This window comes from Roseateles sp. P5_E11 (assembly GCF_054049355.1).
Genome location: NZ_JBFUMO010000080.1, coordinates 1 through 15,736, shown reverse-complemented (window position 1 = coordinate 15,736; position 15,736 = coordinate 1). Strand labels below are relative to the sequence as shown.

Here is a 15,736-nt window from a genome sequence, read left to right as displayed (position 1 = left end):
TCGCTGGCCTCGTTGAGAACGTTCCTGAACGACCAGCTTGATGCGCTCAATGAGGATTTGAAGAAGGCGACCGCGCAGGAGGTCATCGACGCCGTCCTGGCGACACAAGACCGCCTTGCAGCGAAAGCTACCGCTCTCACCGGCTTGAGCATCCTCTTGCAAGCAGGTGAAGCGAAGATTTCAGCTGAGCACATCAAGTCGGCGGTCGACGCGGCACAGCAGGTGATTGCCAAGGTCAAGAGCGTCAAGGCCAAGCTCGCCAAGATTGGCGCCGTCATCGACTTCGCTGCAGCGGTGCTGACGGGCAACGGCAAGACGATCGTGGAAGGTGCGGAGACCTTGAAGGAAGCGCTTAAATAAGTGGAGTAGTCGCTGCGAGGGACCGAGTGCGTCGATTTCTTGGCGCCTTTGTGGGAGGTAGCGCAGGATGAAGCCATTGCTGCGAGCACTTGGGCCGCAGTGCTTGGCGCTGCTATTTGGCAAGCTGAAGTTCCCCATGGGCGCCGCACGCCATTGATTTTACATAATGCACATTGTCGCCAAACCAGGTGGTTGACGCGGTGTTGCGATAGAGCGCTTTCGAATTGGGTTCCTACACTTCCGGTACTTGCTGTTGTGTTCATGCTCCTGATGCTCCCATCAAAAACTTATGTCCTCGTTGATGACCAACTTCTTCCACGCGTCAGCAAAGGTGCGCTTCCAGGGTCAGCCCGACCGGCCCTTGCAGAGAACCTCATGACGAAGTCTCGAAGAATTCGGCACGCCCTGTTGGGGCGGGCAATGCAGCAGTTGTCACTGGCCTTGGCGGTGATGTTGACAGCCATGCCCGTGATGGCGCAGCGTCAACAGCTTCTGCTTGATGGGCCTTGGYGCTTCCAGGCTGGAGACGCCAAGGCGGCGGCCGAGCTGGATGATTCCACCTGGGCGCGGGTCGTCTTGCCGCACAGCTTCAATGCCGTCGACGGCGAAGCGGGCGGCGCCTACTACCGCGGCGCCGCCTGGTACCGGCGCGTCCTGGAGCGCCCGGCCGCAGCCGCGGGCCGGCGCCAGTTCCTGGAGTTTGACGCCGCCACGATGGCCGCCGAGGTCTGGGTCAATGGCCAGCGCGCCGGCCGCCACGACGGCGGCTATGCGCGCTTTCGCTTCGACATCACGAACCTGCTCCGCCCCGGCCGCAACCTGCTTGCCGTGCGCGTAGACAACGGCGCGCTGCCGCAGGTGGCGCCGCTGGGCGGCGACTTCACCGTCTTCGGCGGCCTGGTACGGCCGGTGCGCCTCATTGAAACCGACGACGCTCACATCGAGCTGCTCGACCATGGCGGCCCTGGCGTCCAGGTCGACACCGAGGCCCTGACCTCCGCGGCCGCACAGCTGAAGGTGCGGGTGCAGCTGCGCAACGACGCCGCCCTGCCCGCCCGGCGCCTGCTGCGCCTGACACTGCGCGACGCCGCGGGCCGCACCGTGCTGCAGCAGAGCCAGGCAGTGGAGCTGCCGGCCGGCGCAGCCGACGCCGCAAGCGTGCAGCTGAACGTAGCCAAGCCGCACCTGTGGCAAGGCGTGTTCGACCCTTACCTCTACCGTCTGAGCGCCGAACTGCTCCAGGGGACCACTGTGCGCGACGCCGTGCAGCTGCCGCTGGGCCTGCGCCAGGTCGCCGTCGACCCGCAGCGCGGCTTCCTGCTCAACGGCAAGCCCTACCCGCTGCATGGCGTCAACTACTTCCACCCCGGCCGCCCCGGCCACGGCGTGGCGGTGGGCGATGCCGAGGTCGACGAGGACCTGCGCATCCTGATGGAGCTCGGCGTCACCGGGCTGCGGCTGGTGCACTACCAGCACCCACCGCGCGTCTACGAACGCGCCGACGAACTCGGCCTGGTGCTGTGGACCGAGATCCCGCTCAACGCGGCGATGAGCGAGGCGCCGGCCTTCCGCGACAACCTGTTCCAGCAGCTGCGCGAGCTGGTGCGCCAGAACCGCCACCACGCGTCGGTGGCCGTCTGGGGCGTGGGCAACGAGGTCTACCGTTCTGACGACGCCATCCGCAACCTGCTCGGCGAGCTGCACCGCCTGGCCAAGCAGGAAGACCCGGCACGCCTGACGACCTATGCGCACTGCTGCGCGCCGGACGACCATCCCATGGCGCTGCAGACCGACCTGGCCTCCTACAACCGCTATTGGGGTTGGTACGACGGCGAGTTCACCGACATCGGCCCCTGGGCGGATCGCCTGCACGAGAAGCTGCCGACCAAGCCCATCGGCCTGGGCGAATACGGCGCCGGCGCCAGCGTGCTGCAGCAGGAAGACCCGCCGAAAAGGCCGCAGCCGGGCGCGCGCTGGCACCCCGAGCAGTACCAGGCCCTCTTCCACGAGGCCTATGCCCGCCAGCTCTCGGCGCGCCCCTTCCTGTGGGGTCATTTCGTCTGGCTGGGCTTTGACCATGCCTCGGCAGGCCGCAACGAAGGCGACGCCCCCGGCGTCAACGACAAGGGCCTCGTCACCTACGACCGGCGCTTCCGCAAGGACGCCTTCCTGCTCTGGCAGGCCTGGTGGCAGCGGGAGCCCGTGCTGCATCTGGCCAACCGCCGAGCCAGCCCGCGGCCCGCGGGCACCGTGGCCGTGAAGGCCTACAGCAACGGCCGCCAGGCCAGCCTGGAAGTCAATGGCAAGCCGATGGGCACCGTGCCCGTCGTCGACCGCATCGCCGCCTGGCCCGCGGTGCCATTGGCGCCGGGCCGCACCACCCTGCGCGTGCGCGATGAGCGCGGCGCCACCGACAGCATCGAATGGGACATCCAACCTTGAACGCCATCCCGCGCCGCCCCACCCTCATGATCAAACGCCTGACTTCCCTCTCTGCCGCCGTGCTGGCGCTGAGCCTGTGCGCCCAGGCGGGCGCCGCCGGCCCGGCCGAACGCAAGGTCGACCTCGACATCGCTGCCGCGAAGGCGCCAGTCGATCGCTTCTTCGATCTGGCGGTCGGCTCCGACTATGTCGGCACCACGGGTCGCCCGGAGAACCTSGCRCAGCTGAAGACCGCKGTCGATGAACTGGGCTTTCGCTCCGTGCGCTTCCACGACGTCTTCCACGACGTCTACGGCACCGTGAAGAAGGAAGGCGACAAGCTGGTGTTTGACTGGACCGGCATCGACCGCCTGTACGACGCCCTGCTGGCGCGCGGCATCAAGCCTTTCATCGAACTGGGCTTCTCGCCCAAGGTGATGACGACCTCCAATCTCACCATCTTCCATTGGAAGGGCAACACCTCGCACCCGCAGCCGGGGCCCTGGGCCGAGCTGATCGATGCATTCGCGCGCCATCTGATCCAGCGCTACGGCGCCGAAGAAGTGCGCAAGTGGCCGTTCGAGGTCTGGAACGAACCCAACCTSGACGGCTTCTGGGARAAGGCCGACCAGAAGGCCTAYTTCGAGCTSTACGCCAACACSGCGCGCACSCTCAAGAAGGTSGACSCGSMRCTGAAGGTGGGCGGCCCGKCSACKGCCGGCGCKKYCTGGGTGCCCGAGYTGCTGGCYTATGCCAAGCAGSAAGGCGTGCCGGTSGACTTCGTCACCACCCAYACCTACGGCGTSACSGARGGCTWCCTCGACGARTWCGGCMARTCSGACCGCATCCTGGMCCCYRACGCCAACTCCATCATTGGCGACGTGCGCCGCAAYCGCARMGAGATCGARGCCTCGSCSTTCCCCGGCATYCCGCTGTACMTCACSGAGTGGAGCACCAGCTACAACCCGYRCGACAAGGTGCAYGACAGCTACATCAGCGCRCCGTGGATCCTGACCAAGCTGCGCGGCACGCGCGGCTACGCGCAGGCGATGAGCTACTGGACCTACAGCGACCTGTTCGAGGAGCCGGGCCCGCCGGACCGCGCCTTCCATGGCGGCTTCGGCCTGATGACGCGCGACAGCGTGCGCAAGCCGGCGTGGTTCGCCTACAAATACCTCAACGCCTTGCGCGGCAAGGAGGTGCCCAGCAAGGACGACAAGGTGCTGGCTGCCGTGGATGGCGGCAAGGCCGCCGTGGTGGTCTGGGACTGGCAGCATCCCGACCAGAAGAAGAACAGCAACGGCGTCTTCTTCGGCAAGCCGGTGCCCAACGGCCCAGCACCCGCCGTCACGCTGAACCTGCGCAACGTCAGCGCCGGCAACTACCGCGTGCTGGTGCGCCGCACCGGCCACAAGGTCAACGACGCCTACACCGCCTACCTCGAAATGGGTGCTCCCAAGGACCTGAGCGCCGAACAGCTGGCCCAGCTGCAAAGCCTCACCGAGGACCAGCCCGAGGCGGACCGCATCGTCAAGGTCGGCAAGGACGGCAAGCTGCAGTGGAAGCTGACCATGCGCAGCAACGACATCGCGCTGGTGACGGTGGAGCCCGTCAAGCCATGAGACGGCTGCATTCGACGGTGGCGCGGCGAGTGCTGGGCGCCATACTGCTCCTCTGCGCGCTCGCCGCCTGCGGCGGTGGCTCGGCGTCCGAGAGTTCCTCGACGCCAACGCCCACGCCACCACCCCCGGCACCAGTCGCCACCGGCAGCGCCGGCTGCGGCATCACGGCCAAGTTCAGCACCGGCCTCCAGTCGATCACGTCGGACAACGTCCAGCGCAGCTACTGGATCGAGATGCCGGCCGGCTACGACCGCAACAAGACCTATCCCGTCGTCATCGGCCTGCACTGGCGCGGCGGCAGCGCCAACGATGTCTATACCTGGGGCGGTTTCTTCGGACTGAAGCCGCTGTACGGCGACAACGCCATCTTCATCGCCCCGCAAGGCCTGGATGCCGGCTGGGCCAACGACGGCGACCGCGACATCCGCTTCATGCGCAGCATGATCAGCCAGGTCCAGCAAGGCGTGTGCACCGACCCGCAACGGGTGTTCGCCACCGGCTTCAGCTTCGGCGGCATGATGTCCAACGCCATCGGCTGCCAGATGGGTGACGTGGTGCGAGCCATCGCCCCGCTGTCCGGCTCGCTGTGGAGTGGATGCGGCAGCTCGGCGCATCGCGTCGCCGCCATCTTCGACCACGCCATGGATGACAACGTCGTGCCCTACTCTGCCGGCGAGGATGCCCGCAACACCTTCCTGGCCCGCAACAGCTGTAGCGCCACGACCAAGCCCATCGGCAACAACGGCTGCGTGGAGTACCAGGGCTGCAGTGCGGGCAAGCCGGTCGTCTGGTGCGGCCACGCGGCCGGCGGGCATTGGCCGCCCGGCTTCTCGGCAGCCGAGACCAAGGCCTTCTTCGACCGCTTCTAGCGCGGCCATCGGGTGCATCCATGGGACGTGACCGCAGGACCTTCCTGTTCACCGCACTGGCCTTGGCAGCGGCCGGCCTGCGACTGCTGGCGCGCGCCGCCGAAGCCCCGCGCATCCGGCTGCTCATCATCGAGGGCATCAGCAACCACGACTGGCCGCGCCGGCTGGCACTGGTGCGCGAGATCCTCGCCCGCGATGGCGCGTTCGAGGTGAACGTCTCCATCACGCCACCGGATGCAAGCGACCCCGCCGCCTGGTCGCGCTGGCGGCCCGACTTCACGCGCTACGACGTGGTGCTGTCGGGCTACAACAACCTCGGCGGCAAGCCGGGCTGGCCGGCCGAAGTGCAGCGCGCCTTCGAGGCCTTCGTGCGCGGCGGTGGTGGCTTCTACGTCTACCACGAGGCGAACAATGCCTTCGCCGAGTGGCCCCAGTACAACGAGATGATCGGCCTGGGCTGGCGCGACAAGCACTTCGGCTCGGCGCTGCTGGTGCGCGAGGACGAGACACTGCAGACCGTGCCCGCCGGTGATGGCGACGACACCTGGCACGGCGATCGCACCGACACGCTCGTGCACCAACGCGGCCAGCACCCCATCCACGCCGGACTGCCGCGCAGCTGGCGGGCCGCCGACATGGAGGTCTACCGCTACGCCCGCGGCCCGGCCCGCAACGTCGACGTGATCGCCTATGCACACGACGGCGTGGACGGCCGGCAGTTCCCCGTCGAATGGACCGTGAGGTACGGCCGGGGCCGCGTCTTCGTGTCCGCCTACGGGCATGTCTGGTTCAGCCAGGGCGCATCGCCGGGCATGCGCTGCGCCGCCTTCCAGACCGTCATGCCGCGTGCATTGAAATGGCTGGCGGGGCGCGATCCCGAGGCCCGGCTGCCGGCCGACTTCCCTGGAACGGACACCATCTCGCTGCGACCCTGACGGCGGGTACCCGTCCTGGACTACGTCCGCGTCGGCAAAGCCGTCGAGTTCATCGTCGAACACCGGCGTTTGGCAAACCTTCCTGCGGCGTTCGAGCAAAGACGCACCACGTTGATCTTTGCGGCCAGTGCCGGCGTCACCGGACACAGCATTTGAAAGGCGGCCTTGCAGAAAAGGTATGACCTCAAAGCTGCCCCTGGCACACGTATTTCAGGTGCATGTAGTCGTCCAGGCCGTGCACCGAGCCCTCGCGCCCATAGCCTGACTCCTTGACGCCGCCGAACGGTGCCGCCTCGGCAGCTAGCGCGCCTTCGTTGACGCCCACCAGGCCGGTCTGCAGGGCCTCCGCCATGCGCCAGATGCGCCGCACGTCGGTGGCATAGAAATAGCCCGCCAGACCGAAGGGTGTGTCGTTCGCCGCGCGGATCACATCGGCTTCGGTCTCGAAGCGCGTGATGGCCACCAGCGGTCCGAAGGTTTCCTCGCAGGCGCAGGCCATGCCGCCGTCGGCGCCGACCAGCAGCGTCGGCGCGAAGTAGTTCGGTCCGAGGGCCGGCAGCCGCGCGCCGCCGACCAGCGTGGCCGCACCGCGCTCAACGGCGTCTTGCACATGGCGCTCGATCTTGTCGACGGCCCTCGCGTTGATCATCGGCCCGATCTGTGAGGCCGGGTCGCTGGCCGGGCCGACCTTGAGCGCCGAGATGCGAGCGGCCAGCTTCTCGACGAAGGCGTCGTGCACGGGCGATTGCACGAACACCCGGTTCGGGCTCACGCAGGTCTGCCCGCCGTTGCGGAACTTGGCCACCATCAGGCCCTCGACGGCGGCATCGAGGTCGGCGTCCTCGAAGACGATGAAAGGCGCGTTGCCACCCAGTTCCAGCGACAGCCGTTTGAGCGTGTCGGCGGCGCGACGCGCCAGATGCTTGCCCACTGGTGTGGAGCCGGTGAATGTGATCTTGCGCACGCGCGGGTCGTCGAGCCAGACATCGACGACCTCGGGCGTGCGTTCACGCGAAGCTGTCACGATGTTCAGCACCCCCGCGGGGACGCCTGCCTCCTCGGCCAGCTTGACCAGCGCCAGCGAGGTCAGTGGCGTGTCCTCGGCCGGCTTGCAGACCACGGTGCAACCGGCGGCCAGCGCAGGGGCGATCTTGCGCGCGATCATCGCCGCAGGGAAATTCCAGGGCGTGATCGCGGCGACCACGCCGACCGGTTCCTTCAGCGCGAACATGCGCCGGCCGGGCACCGACGCGGGGATCACGTCGCCGTTGGCACGCGTGGCTTCGGCAGCGAACCATTCCACATAACTCGAAGCGTAGGCGACCTCCCCTCGCCCCTCGGCCAGCGGTTTGCCCTGCTCACGCGAGATCAGGCGGCCCAGGTCATCCTGGTGCGCGAGGATCAGTGCGTTCCAGCGATTGAGGATCTGCGCCCTTTGCTTGGCCGGCATCGCACGCCAGATCAGAAACGCCGCGTGGGCCGCCTCAAGCGCCGCAGCGGCGTCGAGAGCACCGCTGTCCGGCACGGTGGCGAACACCGCGTCGGTCGCCGGGTCGGTCACCCCGAAACGTTGGCCCTCCAGCGCCTCGCGCCATTGCCCCGCGATGAAGTTGCGGCCGGGCAGCAGGTCGTCATGTTGAATCGTCAACGGCATTTCAGAATTCCTTCACTCGATTGGCAATTGCCTGGCCGACGTCTTCGGTATGGGCGTCGCCGCCAAGGTCGGGCGTGCGTGGCCCGCGCAGGATCACGTCCTCGATGGCGCGCACGATGGCGTCGTGCGCTGCGCGGCCGGCGCCCTGCCCTTGCGTCAGGAAGTCGAGCATCAGCGCACCCGACCAGATCATGGCGATCGGGTTGGCAATGCGGCGGCCGTAGATGTCGGGCGCCGACCCGTGCACCGGCTCGAACAGCGATGGGAACTGGCGTTCCGGGTTGAGGTTGGCGCTCGGTGCCAGGCCGATGGTGCCGGTGGTCGCCGGGCCGAGGTCGCTTAGGATGTCGCCGAACAGATTGGTCGCGGCGACGACATCGAAGCGCTGCGGCTGCAGCACGAAGCGGGCGCAGAGGATGTCGATGTGCTGCTTGTCGACCTGCACGTCCGGGTACTGGCGCGCCATCTCGTCGGTGCGCGCATCCCACCAGGGCATGCTGATGGCGATGCCGTTGCTCTTGGTGGCCACGGTGAGCGATTTGCGCTGGCGCGAGCGCGCCAGCTCGAAGGCGTAGCGCAGCACGCGATCAGCGCCGTGGCGCGAGAACACCGACTCCTGGATAACGATCTCGCGCTCGGTGCCGGCGAACATCACGCCGCCGAGGTTGGTGTACTCGCCTTCGGTGTTCTCGCGCACGACGACGTAGTCGATGTCACCGACCTTGCACCCCGCCAGCGGGCATGGCGCGCCCTCGAACAGCCGCACCGGCCGCAGGTTGATGTATTGGTCGAACTCGCGCCGGAACTTCAGCAGAGAGCCCCACAGCGAGACGTTGTCGGGCACGGTCGCCGGCCAGCCGACGGCGCCGAAATAGACGGCGTCAACGCCGGCGAGCTGCTGCTTCCAGTCGTCCGGCATCATCTGGCCGTGCTGCGCGTACCAGTCGCAGYTGGCCCAGTCGAACTCGCGCAGTTCGAGGGCGAAACCGAAGCGATCGGCTGCGGCCCTCAGCACGCGCAGGCCCTCGGGCATCACTTCCTTGCCGATGCCGTCGCCGGCGATGGCGGCGATTCGGAACGTGTTCATCATGGGTTTTCCTTCGTCGTTGTCAGGCGACCAGCACGGGCCGCGGCGAGTCGAGTTCTTCAAGCCAGCCGCGCCGCAGTTCGGGCACGGCTCGCGCGAGCTGCTCGTAGTAGGGGTGGTGCGGCCCGCGGTCGTAGTCGGCCCGCGCCACCTGGGCTAGCTTGCAGCCATGCCGCATGACGACGATCTCGTCGCAGACCGCGCGGACCGTGTGCAGGTCATGGCTGATGAACAGGATGGACAAGCCCAGCTCGCGGCGCAGCTCGGCGATCAGGTCGAGCACGGCAGCGCCGACGACGGTGTCCAGCGCCGAGGTGACCTCGTCGCACAGCAGCAGCTCAGGCTCGGCGGCCAGCGCCCGCGCCAGGTTGACACGCTGCTTCTGGCCGCCCGACAGCCCGCCGGGCAGGCGGCCAGCGACGTTGGCCGGCAGCTTCACCAGGTCCAGCAGCTCGGCGATGCGGCGCTGCAGGGCAGCACCTTTCATGCCGCGGTAGAACTGCAGCGGCCGCGCGAGGATGCTTTCGATGGTCTGCGACGGGTTCAGCGCCGTGTCGGCCGACTGGAAGACGATCTGGATGCGGCGCAGGTCCTCCTTGCTGCGTGCGCCAAGCGTTGGCGCCAGGGGCCGGCCGTCGAAACGGATGGTGCCGGCGCTCGGTCCCAGCAAGCCCGCGACGGCGCGGGCCAGCGTCGTCTTGCCGGAGCCCGATTCGCCGATGACGCCCACGGCCTGGCCGCGCTCGAGCCGCAGGTCGATGTCCTGCAGGATGCACACCCGCGGCCGGCCCTGGGCATCCCGCGCGCCGTAGCCGGCGCTCAGGCCGCTGACCTCCAGCAGCGTCGGCGTGCTGCCGGCGTCATGGCCCGCATCGCGCGCCACCGGCCGTGCGGCGGCCAGCAGTTCGCGGGTGTACTCATGCGCTGGCTGGCTGATCACACGGTCGGTGCCACCCAGCTCCTGCATGCAGCCACCGCGCAGCACCAGGATGTGATCGGCCATCTGGGCCACGACCGCCAGGTCATGACTGACGTAGACCGCCGTGACCTGGCGCTCGCGCACCACCCGCTTGAAGGCGCGCAGCACCTCCACCTGCGTCGTCACGTCCAGCGCCGTGGTCGGCTCGTCGAGGATGACAACATCGGGGTCGGTGATCAGCGCCATCGCCGCCATCAGCCGCTGCAGCTGGCCGCCTGACACCTGGTGCGGGTAGCGCGCGCCAATGCCTTCCGGGTCGGGCAGCGCCAGCTCGCGGAACAGCGCGATCGCCTTCAGTTCAGCCGCCGGGCGCGACAGCGTGCCGTGCAGCGTCGCCGGCTCCACGACCTGGTCGAGGATGGTGCGCGACGGGTTGAACGACGCCGCCGCGCTCTGCGCGATGTAGGTGACCTTGYGGCCGCGCAGGCCGCGCAGCTGGCGCGGGTCGAGCTTGAGCACGTCGACATCGCCGATGCGGACCTGCCCCGCCGCGATGCGGCAGCCTTGACGCGCATAGCCCATCAGGGCCAGCGCCGTGGTCGTCTTGCCCGAGCCGGACTCACCGATCAGCGCCAGCACTTCACCGGGGTGGATCGTGAACGATAGCGCGTCGACCAGCGTCGCGTCGCCGGCTGTGACCGTCAGATTGCTCACTTCAACAAGGCTGCCCATCAGCGTGCTCCCCTCTCGCGGGCCTTGCGACCCGGCAGGTTGTCGATCACCAGATTCACGGCGATGGTCAGGCTGGCTATTGCCCCGGCCGGCGCAATCACCGAGGCGCCACCATCGGCCAGCGCGCCGATGTTCTCGCGCACCAGCGAACCCCAGTCCGCCATCGGCGGCTGCACGCCCAGGCCGAGAAAGCTCAAGGACGCCAGCAGCAGCACGACGTAGACGAAGCGCAGCCCCAGGTCGGCCAGCATCGGGCCGAGGATGTTGGGCAGGATCTCGCGCCGCATCACATACCAGGTGCCCTCGCCGCGCGTGCGGGCCACGGTCACGTAGTCCATCGCATTGATGTTCACGGCCAGCGAGCGGCCGATGCGGTAGGCGCCCGGCACATAGATGACGGCGGCCGTCAGGATCAGCACGGGCACCGACGAACCGAAGCCGGCCACGATCAGCAGCGCGAACATCTTGCTCGGAATGGCCGTCAGCGTGTCCAGCAGGCGGCTCAAGGTCCCGTCGATCCAGCGCCCGCTGGCGGCCGCCAGCAGCGCCAGCAAGGTGCCCGTGCCGCTGGCCAGCAGTGTGGCGACCAGAGCCACGCCGACGGTGTAGCGGGCACCTTCGATGACGCGGGCCAGCATGTCGCGGCCCAGATAGTCGGTGCCTAGCCAGTGGTGGGCGTTGATGGGTGCGAACACGGCACCACCGCCCTGGGCGCCGGTGCGGGCCAGCAGCGCGGGGCCGAACAGTGCGGCCAGGACCCAGAAGGTCAGGACCACGAGGCCGAGCAGACCCGAAGGGCCGAACTGCGCGAGCCGGCGGCGCCAGGCCACCGAGCGCCCGACAGGCAGGGGAATGGAAATGACGGTCATGCCTGTGCTCCGTTCAGCGGTGACGCAGCCGCGGGTTGGCGACGATGCCGCAGATGTCCGCGGCCGTGACGAGGATCAGATAGCCGCTGCAAAACAGCATGGCGCAGGCCTGCACCAGTGGCGTGTCGCGTTGCGCGACACCGTCGACCATCAGCTTGGCCACGCCGGGATAGTTGAAGATCGTCTCGACGATGATCACGCCGCCCAGCAGGTAGGACAGGCTCAGCGCCACCGCGTTGGCGATCGGGCCGACGGCGTTGGGCAAGGCGTGGCATATGACGATGCGCAGCGACGAGGCGCCCTTCAGGCGAACCATCTCCACATAGGGCGCCTCCAGTTGGTCGATGACCGCCGCACGCGTCATGCGCATCATCTGGGCGACGATCACGCAGGTCAGCGTCAGCACCGGCATCGCGAAGGCCTTCAGCAGCTGGCCCATCGATTCGATGTCGTTGACATAGGACAGCGCCGGCAGCCAGCGCAGCTGCACCGCGAACACCAGCACTGCCAGCGTCGCGATCAGGAACTCCGGCACCGAGACGACACCCACCGAGGCCGTGGACGCGGCGCGGTCGAACCACGAGCCCCGCCACACCGCCGACGCGATGCCGGCCGCCAGCGCGATCGGCACCGAGAACAGCGCCGTGATGGCGGCCAGCAGCAGCGAGTTGGGCAGCCGCGAGCCGATCAGCTCGGCCACCGGCTGGTAGGCCGTCGCGGACTTGCCGAAGTCGCCATGCACCAGGCCGCCGAGCCAGCGCAGGTAGCGCGTGGGAGCCGGAACGTCGAGCCCCATCTGCGCCCGCAGCGCAGCCAGGGCCTCGGGCGTGGCGTCCTGGCCGAGCTGCTCCTGGGCCGCGTCGCCGGGCAGCACCGCCGTCACGGCGAAGACGATCACCGACACCGCCAGCAGCGACAGCAGCGACAACGCGATGCGCTGCGCGAGCAGCTTGAGGATGATCCCGTTCATAGGATGCCTTGCGCGGTGGAGAGTGCGGCGTCAGGCTGCGAGCCAGACGTTCTCGGCAAAGTTGTAGCCCATCAACCCGCCCAGCGGGATGGGTGACAGGCCCTTGACCTTGGTGCTGTGGCCGTCAAGGCTGGCCAGGAACAACGGGATGCCGATGCCGGCCTCCTGGTGGATCAGCGTCTGCATGTCGGCATACATCTGGCGGCGCTTGGCGAGGTCGGTCTCGCCGCGCGCGGCAACGAGCAGCTGGTCGAACTTCTCGTTCTTCCAGCGCGACTCGTTCCACTGCGCATCCGACTTGAAGAACTGCGTCAGCAGCATGTCGGCACTCGGCCGCGGGTTGACGTTGCCGAAGCCGACGGCGCTGTTGAGCCAGTGGTTGGACCAGTAGCCGTCGGCCGGCATGCGCTTGACGTCGATGTCCAGCCCGACCTCCTTGGCGGTCTGCTGCAGCAGCAACGCCATCTCGACCGAGTACAGCGCGGCGGGTGAGCACACCACCGGCACCGCGCTGGACACGCCCGCTTTCTTCAAGTGGAACTTCGCCTTCTCGGGGTCGAAGGCGCGCTGCGGCAGGCCGGCGAAGTGGAAGCGGTTGGTGGGGTCGATGGGCTGGTCGTTGCCGATGACGGCCTGGTCCAGCGCAATGGTCTTCTTCATCTGCTCGCGGTCGAACAGATGCTTCATGCCCAGCACGAAGTCGGGGTTGGCGCCAGGGCCGGTGTCGCGCCGCATGGTCAGGTCGGAGTACTGGCCCGACTGCGTCTTGAACACGGCAAAGCCCGGCGTACCGGCGATGCGCGCCAGTGAGCGCGGGTTGACCGCACCGACAAGGTCGATGCCACCCGACAGCAGCGCGTTGACGCGGGCGTTCTCGTCGCTGATGCCGACGAACTCGATCTCGTCCAGATAGGGCTTGCCGGGCTTCCAGTAGGCCTCGTTGCGCACGACGACCGAACGCACGCCGGGCTTGAACTCCTTGAGTTTGTAGGGGCCGGTGCCGATGCCGGCGTTGAAGTCGGTCGTGCCGTCCTTGACGATGTGGAAGTGGAAGGTGCCCAGGATGACCGGCAGGTCGGCGTTCGGCGCGGCGAGCACGATGGTCACCTCGTTGGCGCCGCTGGCCTTGATGCTCTCGATCTGGTCGGTCTGAACCTTGGCCTTGCTCGCGGTGGCGGGGTCCTTGTGGCGGGAGATCGAGTAGACGACGTCGGCCGGGGTCAGCGCCTTGCCGTCATGGAAGGTGACGCCTTTGCGCAGTGTGAACACCCAGGTCTTGGCGTCCTTGGTGTCGAAGCGCTCAGCCAGGGCCGGCTGCGGCGTCAGGCTGCCGTCCAGCGACGTGAGCCCGTTGTAGAGCATGTTGCAGCGCGAGTAGTCGGCCTGGTTGGACTGCTTGGCCGGGTCCAGCGTGTCACTGGCCGCGGCCGTGGCGCCGGCCACGCGCAGCTTGCCACCGCGTCTGGGCGCCTGCGCATGGGCCGTCATCGCCGTGCCGGCCAGCGTGCCGGCGAGGCCCGCCTGCATGCCGGCGCCAACGAGCAGGCCGAGGATGTCGCGGCGGCTGGCGCCGCGTTTCAGCGCTTCGAACAAGCGCTGGCTGTCGTGCGGGCCGACAAGGGCTTCGAGGGGTTGGCGATGGCTCATGGTGTGTTTCTCGTTCAGTGTTCTATGGGGTTGACGAGTTCGGGGCGGGTCTTGGGAGAGCCGCCCGCTCCAGGCTAGGCGAGGCGATCCTTCAGCCGGTAGTACAGGCCGACGGCGGGCAGGAACCAGGGCGGGCCGACATGGCCGGGAATGGCCGGCCAGGCACGGTCCGCCCACGGGTTGGCGGCCGCATCACCGCCCATCAGCGCGGCCATGCGCTGGCCCATCAGCACCGACATCTGCGTGCCGTGGCCGCTGTAGCCCATCGTGTAGTACAGGCCGTCGCGCTCGCCGGCATGGGGCAGGCGGTCCTGCGTCATGTCGACGAGGCCGCCCCAGCAGTAGTCCAGCCGCACGCCGGCCAGTTGGGGGAAGGTCTCCAGCAGGCCGGCGCGCAGGACCTCGCCGCTGGCGGCGTCCTGCTGCGGACTGCTGATGGCGAAGCGAGCGCGGCCGCCGAAGACCAGCCGGTGGTCGGCCGTCAGCCGGAAGTAGTGGTGGATGTTGGCCACCGTCGTGTAGGTGCGGCGCGCCGCCAGCAGCGCGGCCGCGCGCTCCGCGCCGAGCGGCTCGGTCACGACGATGAAGCTGCCGATGGGCACGATGCGCCGGCGCAGCCAGCCGAAGCTGCGGTAGCCGCCGTGGCGCGAAGCCCCGGTGGCCAGCAGCACCTGGTCGGCCGCCACGGTGCCGCGCGTGGTGTGCAGGCGGTGGGCGTGGCCGTGGGTGCGCTCAATCCGCTGCACGCAGGTGCCGGTGAAGATGCCCGCGCCCTGGCGCTCGGCGGCTTCGGCCAGGCCGTTGGCGAAGCGGCCCATGTGCATCTGGCCGCTGCGCCTGTAGAGCATGCCGCCGTGGAAACGCTCGCTCTGCACCTCGGCACGCACGGTGGCCTCATCGAGGATCTCGGTGTCGGTGTCGACACCGTCGGCATGCAGGCGTTCCACGCTGCGCCGCAGCGCCTCCAGCTGCGCCGGCCGTGTCGCCAGCTTGAGCTTGCCGGTGCGGCTGAAATCGCAGGCGATGCCTTCCTGCTGAACCAGCTGCGCCACGGCGTCGACGGCGTCGTCGTAGGCGCGGTACCAGGCGGCTGCCCGCGTGGCGCCATGGCGCGCGGCGGCTTCCGCATAGTCGACCGCCAGGCCGTTGTTCACATGGCCGCCATTGCGCCCCGAGGCTTCGGACGCGACGCGCGCACCGGCCTCCAGCACGGCCACCGTGGCACCGCGCTTGGCCAGCGCCAGGGCGGCGGACAGGCCGCTGAAGCCGCCGCCCACGATGGCGACGTCCACGCGCTGCGGCAGCTCGCGCGCCGCCGGCACGAACGCCGGCACGCTGTCGGTCCAGTAGGTATCGAGTTTCATGGCCTGGCCGCTATCGACGTTCAGAGACCGACCACGCCGGCCAGGCCGCCGATGTCGGCGATCTCGGTGTAGCGGTAGGCCGGGCAGCCGGGGCCATGGCCGCGGTTGACGAAGACCTTGTTGACGATGCCGATGTCGTCGGCCGACATCAGGTCGTAGCGCAGGCTCGACGACACATGGAGCAGGTCCTCGGGGTTGCAGCCGAGCGAATCGATCATGTACTCGAAGGCCTTCAGCCGCGGCTTGTAGGCCTGGGCTTGCTGGGCGGTGTAGACCCGGTGGAAGGG

Annotated in this window: 12 protein-coding genes and 1 pseudogene; 5 read left to right on the top strand and 8 right to left on the bottom strand. The window is 68.4% G+C overall.

Annotation, left to right across the window (positions count from 1 at the left end; all coding sequences use genetic code 11):
• The 5 genes from ACXJKR_RS08940 to ACXJKR_RS08920 form a co-directional block, all read left to right on the top strand.
• Positions 1-360 (top strand): hypothetical protein (locus tag ACXJKR_RS08940; RefSeq protein ID WP_457322509.1); only part of this gene is annotated, 360 nt, incomplete at its 5' end.
• Between the two features lie 420 nt (positions 361-780).
• Positions 781-2,802: a glycoside hydrolase family 2 protein gene (locus tag ACXJKR_RS08935; RefSeq protein ID WP_457322508.1), complete on the top strand. Its 2,022-nt coding sequence runs from the start codon at positions 781-783 to the stop codon at positions 2,800-2,802.
• Positions 2,784-4,403 carry a GH39 family glycosyl hydrolase gene (locus tag ACXJKR_RS08930; RefSeq protein WP_457322506.1) on the top strand — a complete coding sequence of 540 codons (1,620 nt, stop codon included), beginning with the start codon at positions 2,784-2,786 and terminating at the stop codon, positions 4,401-4,403. Before ACXJKR_RS08935 ends, ACXJKR_RS08930 begins: the two co-directional genes overlap by 19 nt.
• A complete protein-coding gene (locus ACXJKR_RS08925; protein ID WP_457322504.1) occupies positions 4,400-5,272 on the top strand; it encodes an alpha/beta hydrolase family esterase in 873 nt (290 codons plus the stop codon). The genes ACXJKR_RS08930 and ACXJKR_RS08925 overlap by 4 nt, the downstream gene beginning before the upstream one ends.
• A gap of 20 nt (positions 5,273-5,292) precedes the next feature.
• On the top strand, positions 5,293-6,207 hold the full coding sequence (locus tag ACXJKR_RS08920; protein WP_457322502.1) for a ThuA domain-containing protein: 915 nt from the start codon (positions 5,293-5,295) through the stop codon (positions 6,205-6,207).
• Positions 6,208-6,391: 184 nt separating this feature from the next.
• On the opposite strand, the gene ACXJKR_RS08915 is transcribed toward ACXJKR_RS08920, so the two are convergent.
• The 8 genes and pseudogenes from ACXJKR_RS08915 to ACXJKR_RS08880 all read right to left on the bottom strand — a co-directional run.
• The gene (locus tag ACXJKR_RS08915) at positions 6,392-7,861 is read right to left on the bottom strand and encodes an NAD-dependent succinate-semialdehyde dehydrogenase (protein WP_457322500.1); all 1,470 of its coding nucleotides are present in this window, start codon (positions 7,859-7,861) and stop codon (positions 6,392-6,394) included.
• Between the two features lies 1 nt (position 7,862).
• Positions 7,863-8,951: a tartrate dehydrogenase gene (locus ACXJKR_RS08910; RefSeq protein WP_457322498.1), complete on the bottom strand. Its 1,089-nt coding sequence runs from the start codon at positions 8,949-8,951 to the stop codon at positions 7,863-7,865.
• A gap of 19 nt (positions 8,952-8,970) precedes the next feature.
• On the bottom strand, positions 8,971-10,599 hold the full coding sequence (locus ACXJKR_RS08905; protein WP_457322496.1) for an ABC transporter ATP-binding protein: 1,629 nt from the start codon (positions 10,597-10,599) through the stop codon (positions 8,971-8,973).
• Entirely contained in the window at positions 10,599-11,468 is an 870-nt protein-coding gene (locus ACXJKR_RS08900; RefSeq protein ID WP_457322494.1) for an ABC transporter permease, read from the bottom strand. Before ACXJKR_RS08900 ends, ACXJKR_RS08905 begins: the two co-directional genes overlap by 1 nt.
• A 13-nt stretch (positions 11,469-11,481) precedes the next feature.
• Positions 11,482-12,438 carry an ABC transporter permease gene (locus ACXJKR_RS08895; protein ID WP_457322492.1) on the bottom strand — a complete coding sequence of 319 codons (957 nt, stop codon included), beginning with the start codon at positions 12,436-12,438 and terminating at the stop codon, positions 11,482-11,484.
• A gap of 30 nt (positions 12,439-12,468) precedes the next feature.
• The gene (locus ACXJKR_RS08890) at positions 12,469-14,085 is read right to left on the bottom strand and encodes an ABC transporter substrate-binding protein (RefSeq protein ID WP_457322490.1); all 1,617 of its coding nucleotides are present in this window, start codon (positions 14,083-14,085) and stop codon (positions 12,469-12,471) included.
• 74 nt (positions 14,086-14,159) lie between these two features.
• Positions 14,160-15,449, bottom strand: a complete 1,290-nt coding sequence (locus tag ACXJKR_RS08885; protein WP_457322488.1) for an NAD(P)/FAD-dependent oxidoreductase — start codon at positions 15,447-15,449, stop codon at positions 14,160-14,162.
• Between the two features lie 20 nt (positions 15,450-15,469).
• Positions 15,470-15,736, bottom strand: a pseudogene (locus ACXJKR_RS08880) (haloacid dehalogenase type II); the annotation flags it as partial.

Excerpts from the sequence above, each read along its gene's own strand:
- ACXJKR_RS08890 (WP_457322490.1), bottom strand. The coding sequence starts at position 14,085 with ATGAGCCATCGCCAACCCCTCGAAGCCCTTGTCGGCCCGCACGACAGC.
- ACXJKR_RS08925 (WP_457322504.1), top strand. The coding sequence starts at position 4,400 with ATGAGACGGCTGCATTCGACGGTGGCGCGGCGAGTGCTGGGCGCCATA.
- ACXJKR_RS08885 (WP_457322488.1), bottom strand. The coding sequence starts at position 15,449 with ATGAAACTCGATACCTACTGGACCGACAGCGTGCCGGCGTTCGTGCCG.
- ACXJKR_RS08895 (WP_457322492.1), bottom strand. The coding sequence starts at position 12,438 with ATGAACGGGATCATCCTCAAGCTGCTCGCGCAGCGCATCGCGTTGTCG.
- ACXJKR_RS08920 (WP_457322502.1), top strand. The coding sequence starts at position 5,293 with ATGGGACGTGACCGCAGGACCTTCCTGTTCACCGCACTGGCCTTGGCA.
- ACXJKR_RS08915 (WP_457322500.1), bottom strand. The coding sequence starts at position 7,861 with ATGCCGTTGACGATTCAACATGACGACCTGCTGCCCGGCCGCAACTTC.
- ACXJKR_RS08900 (WP_457322494.1), bottom strand. The coding sequence starts at position 11,468 with ATGACCGTCATTTCCATTCCCCTGCCTGTCGGGCGCTCGGTGGCCTGG.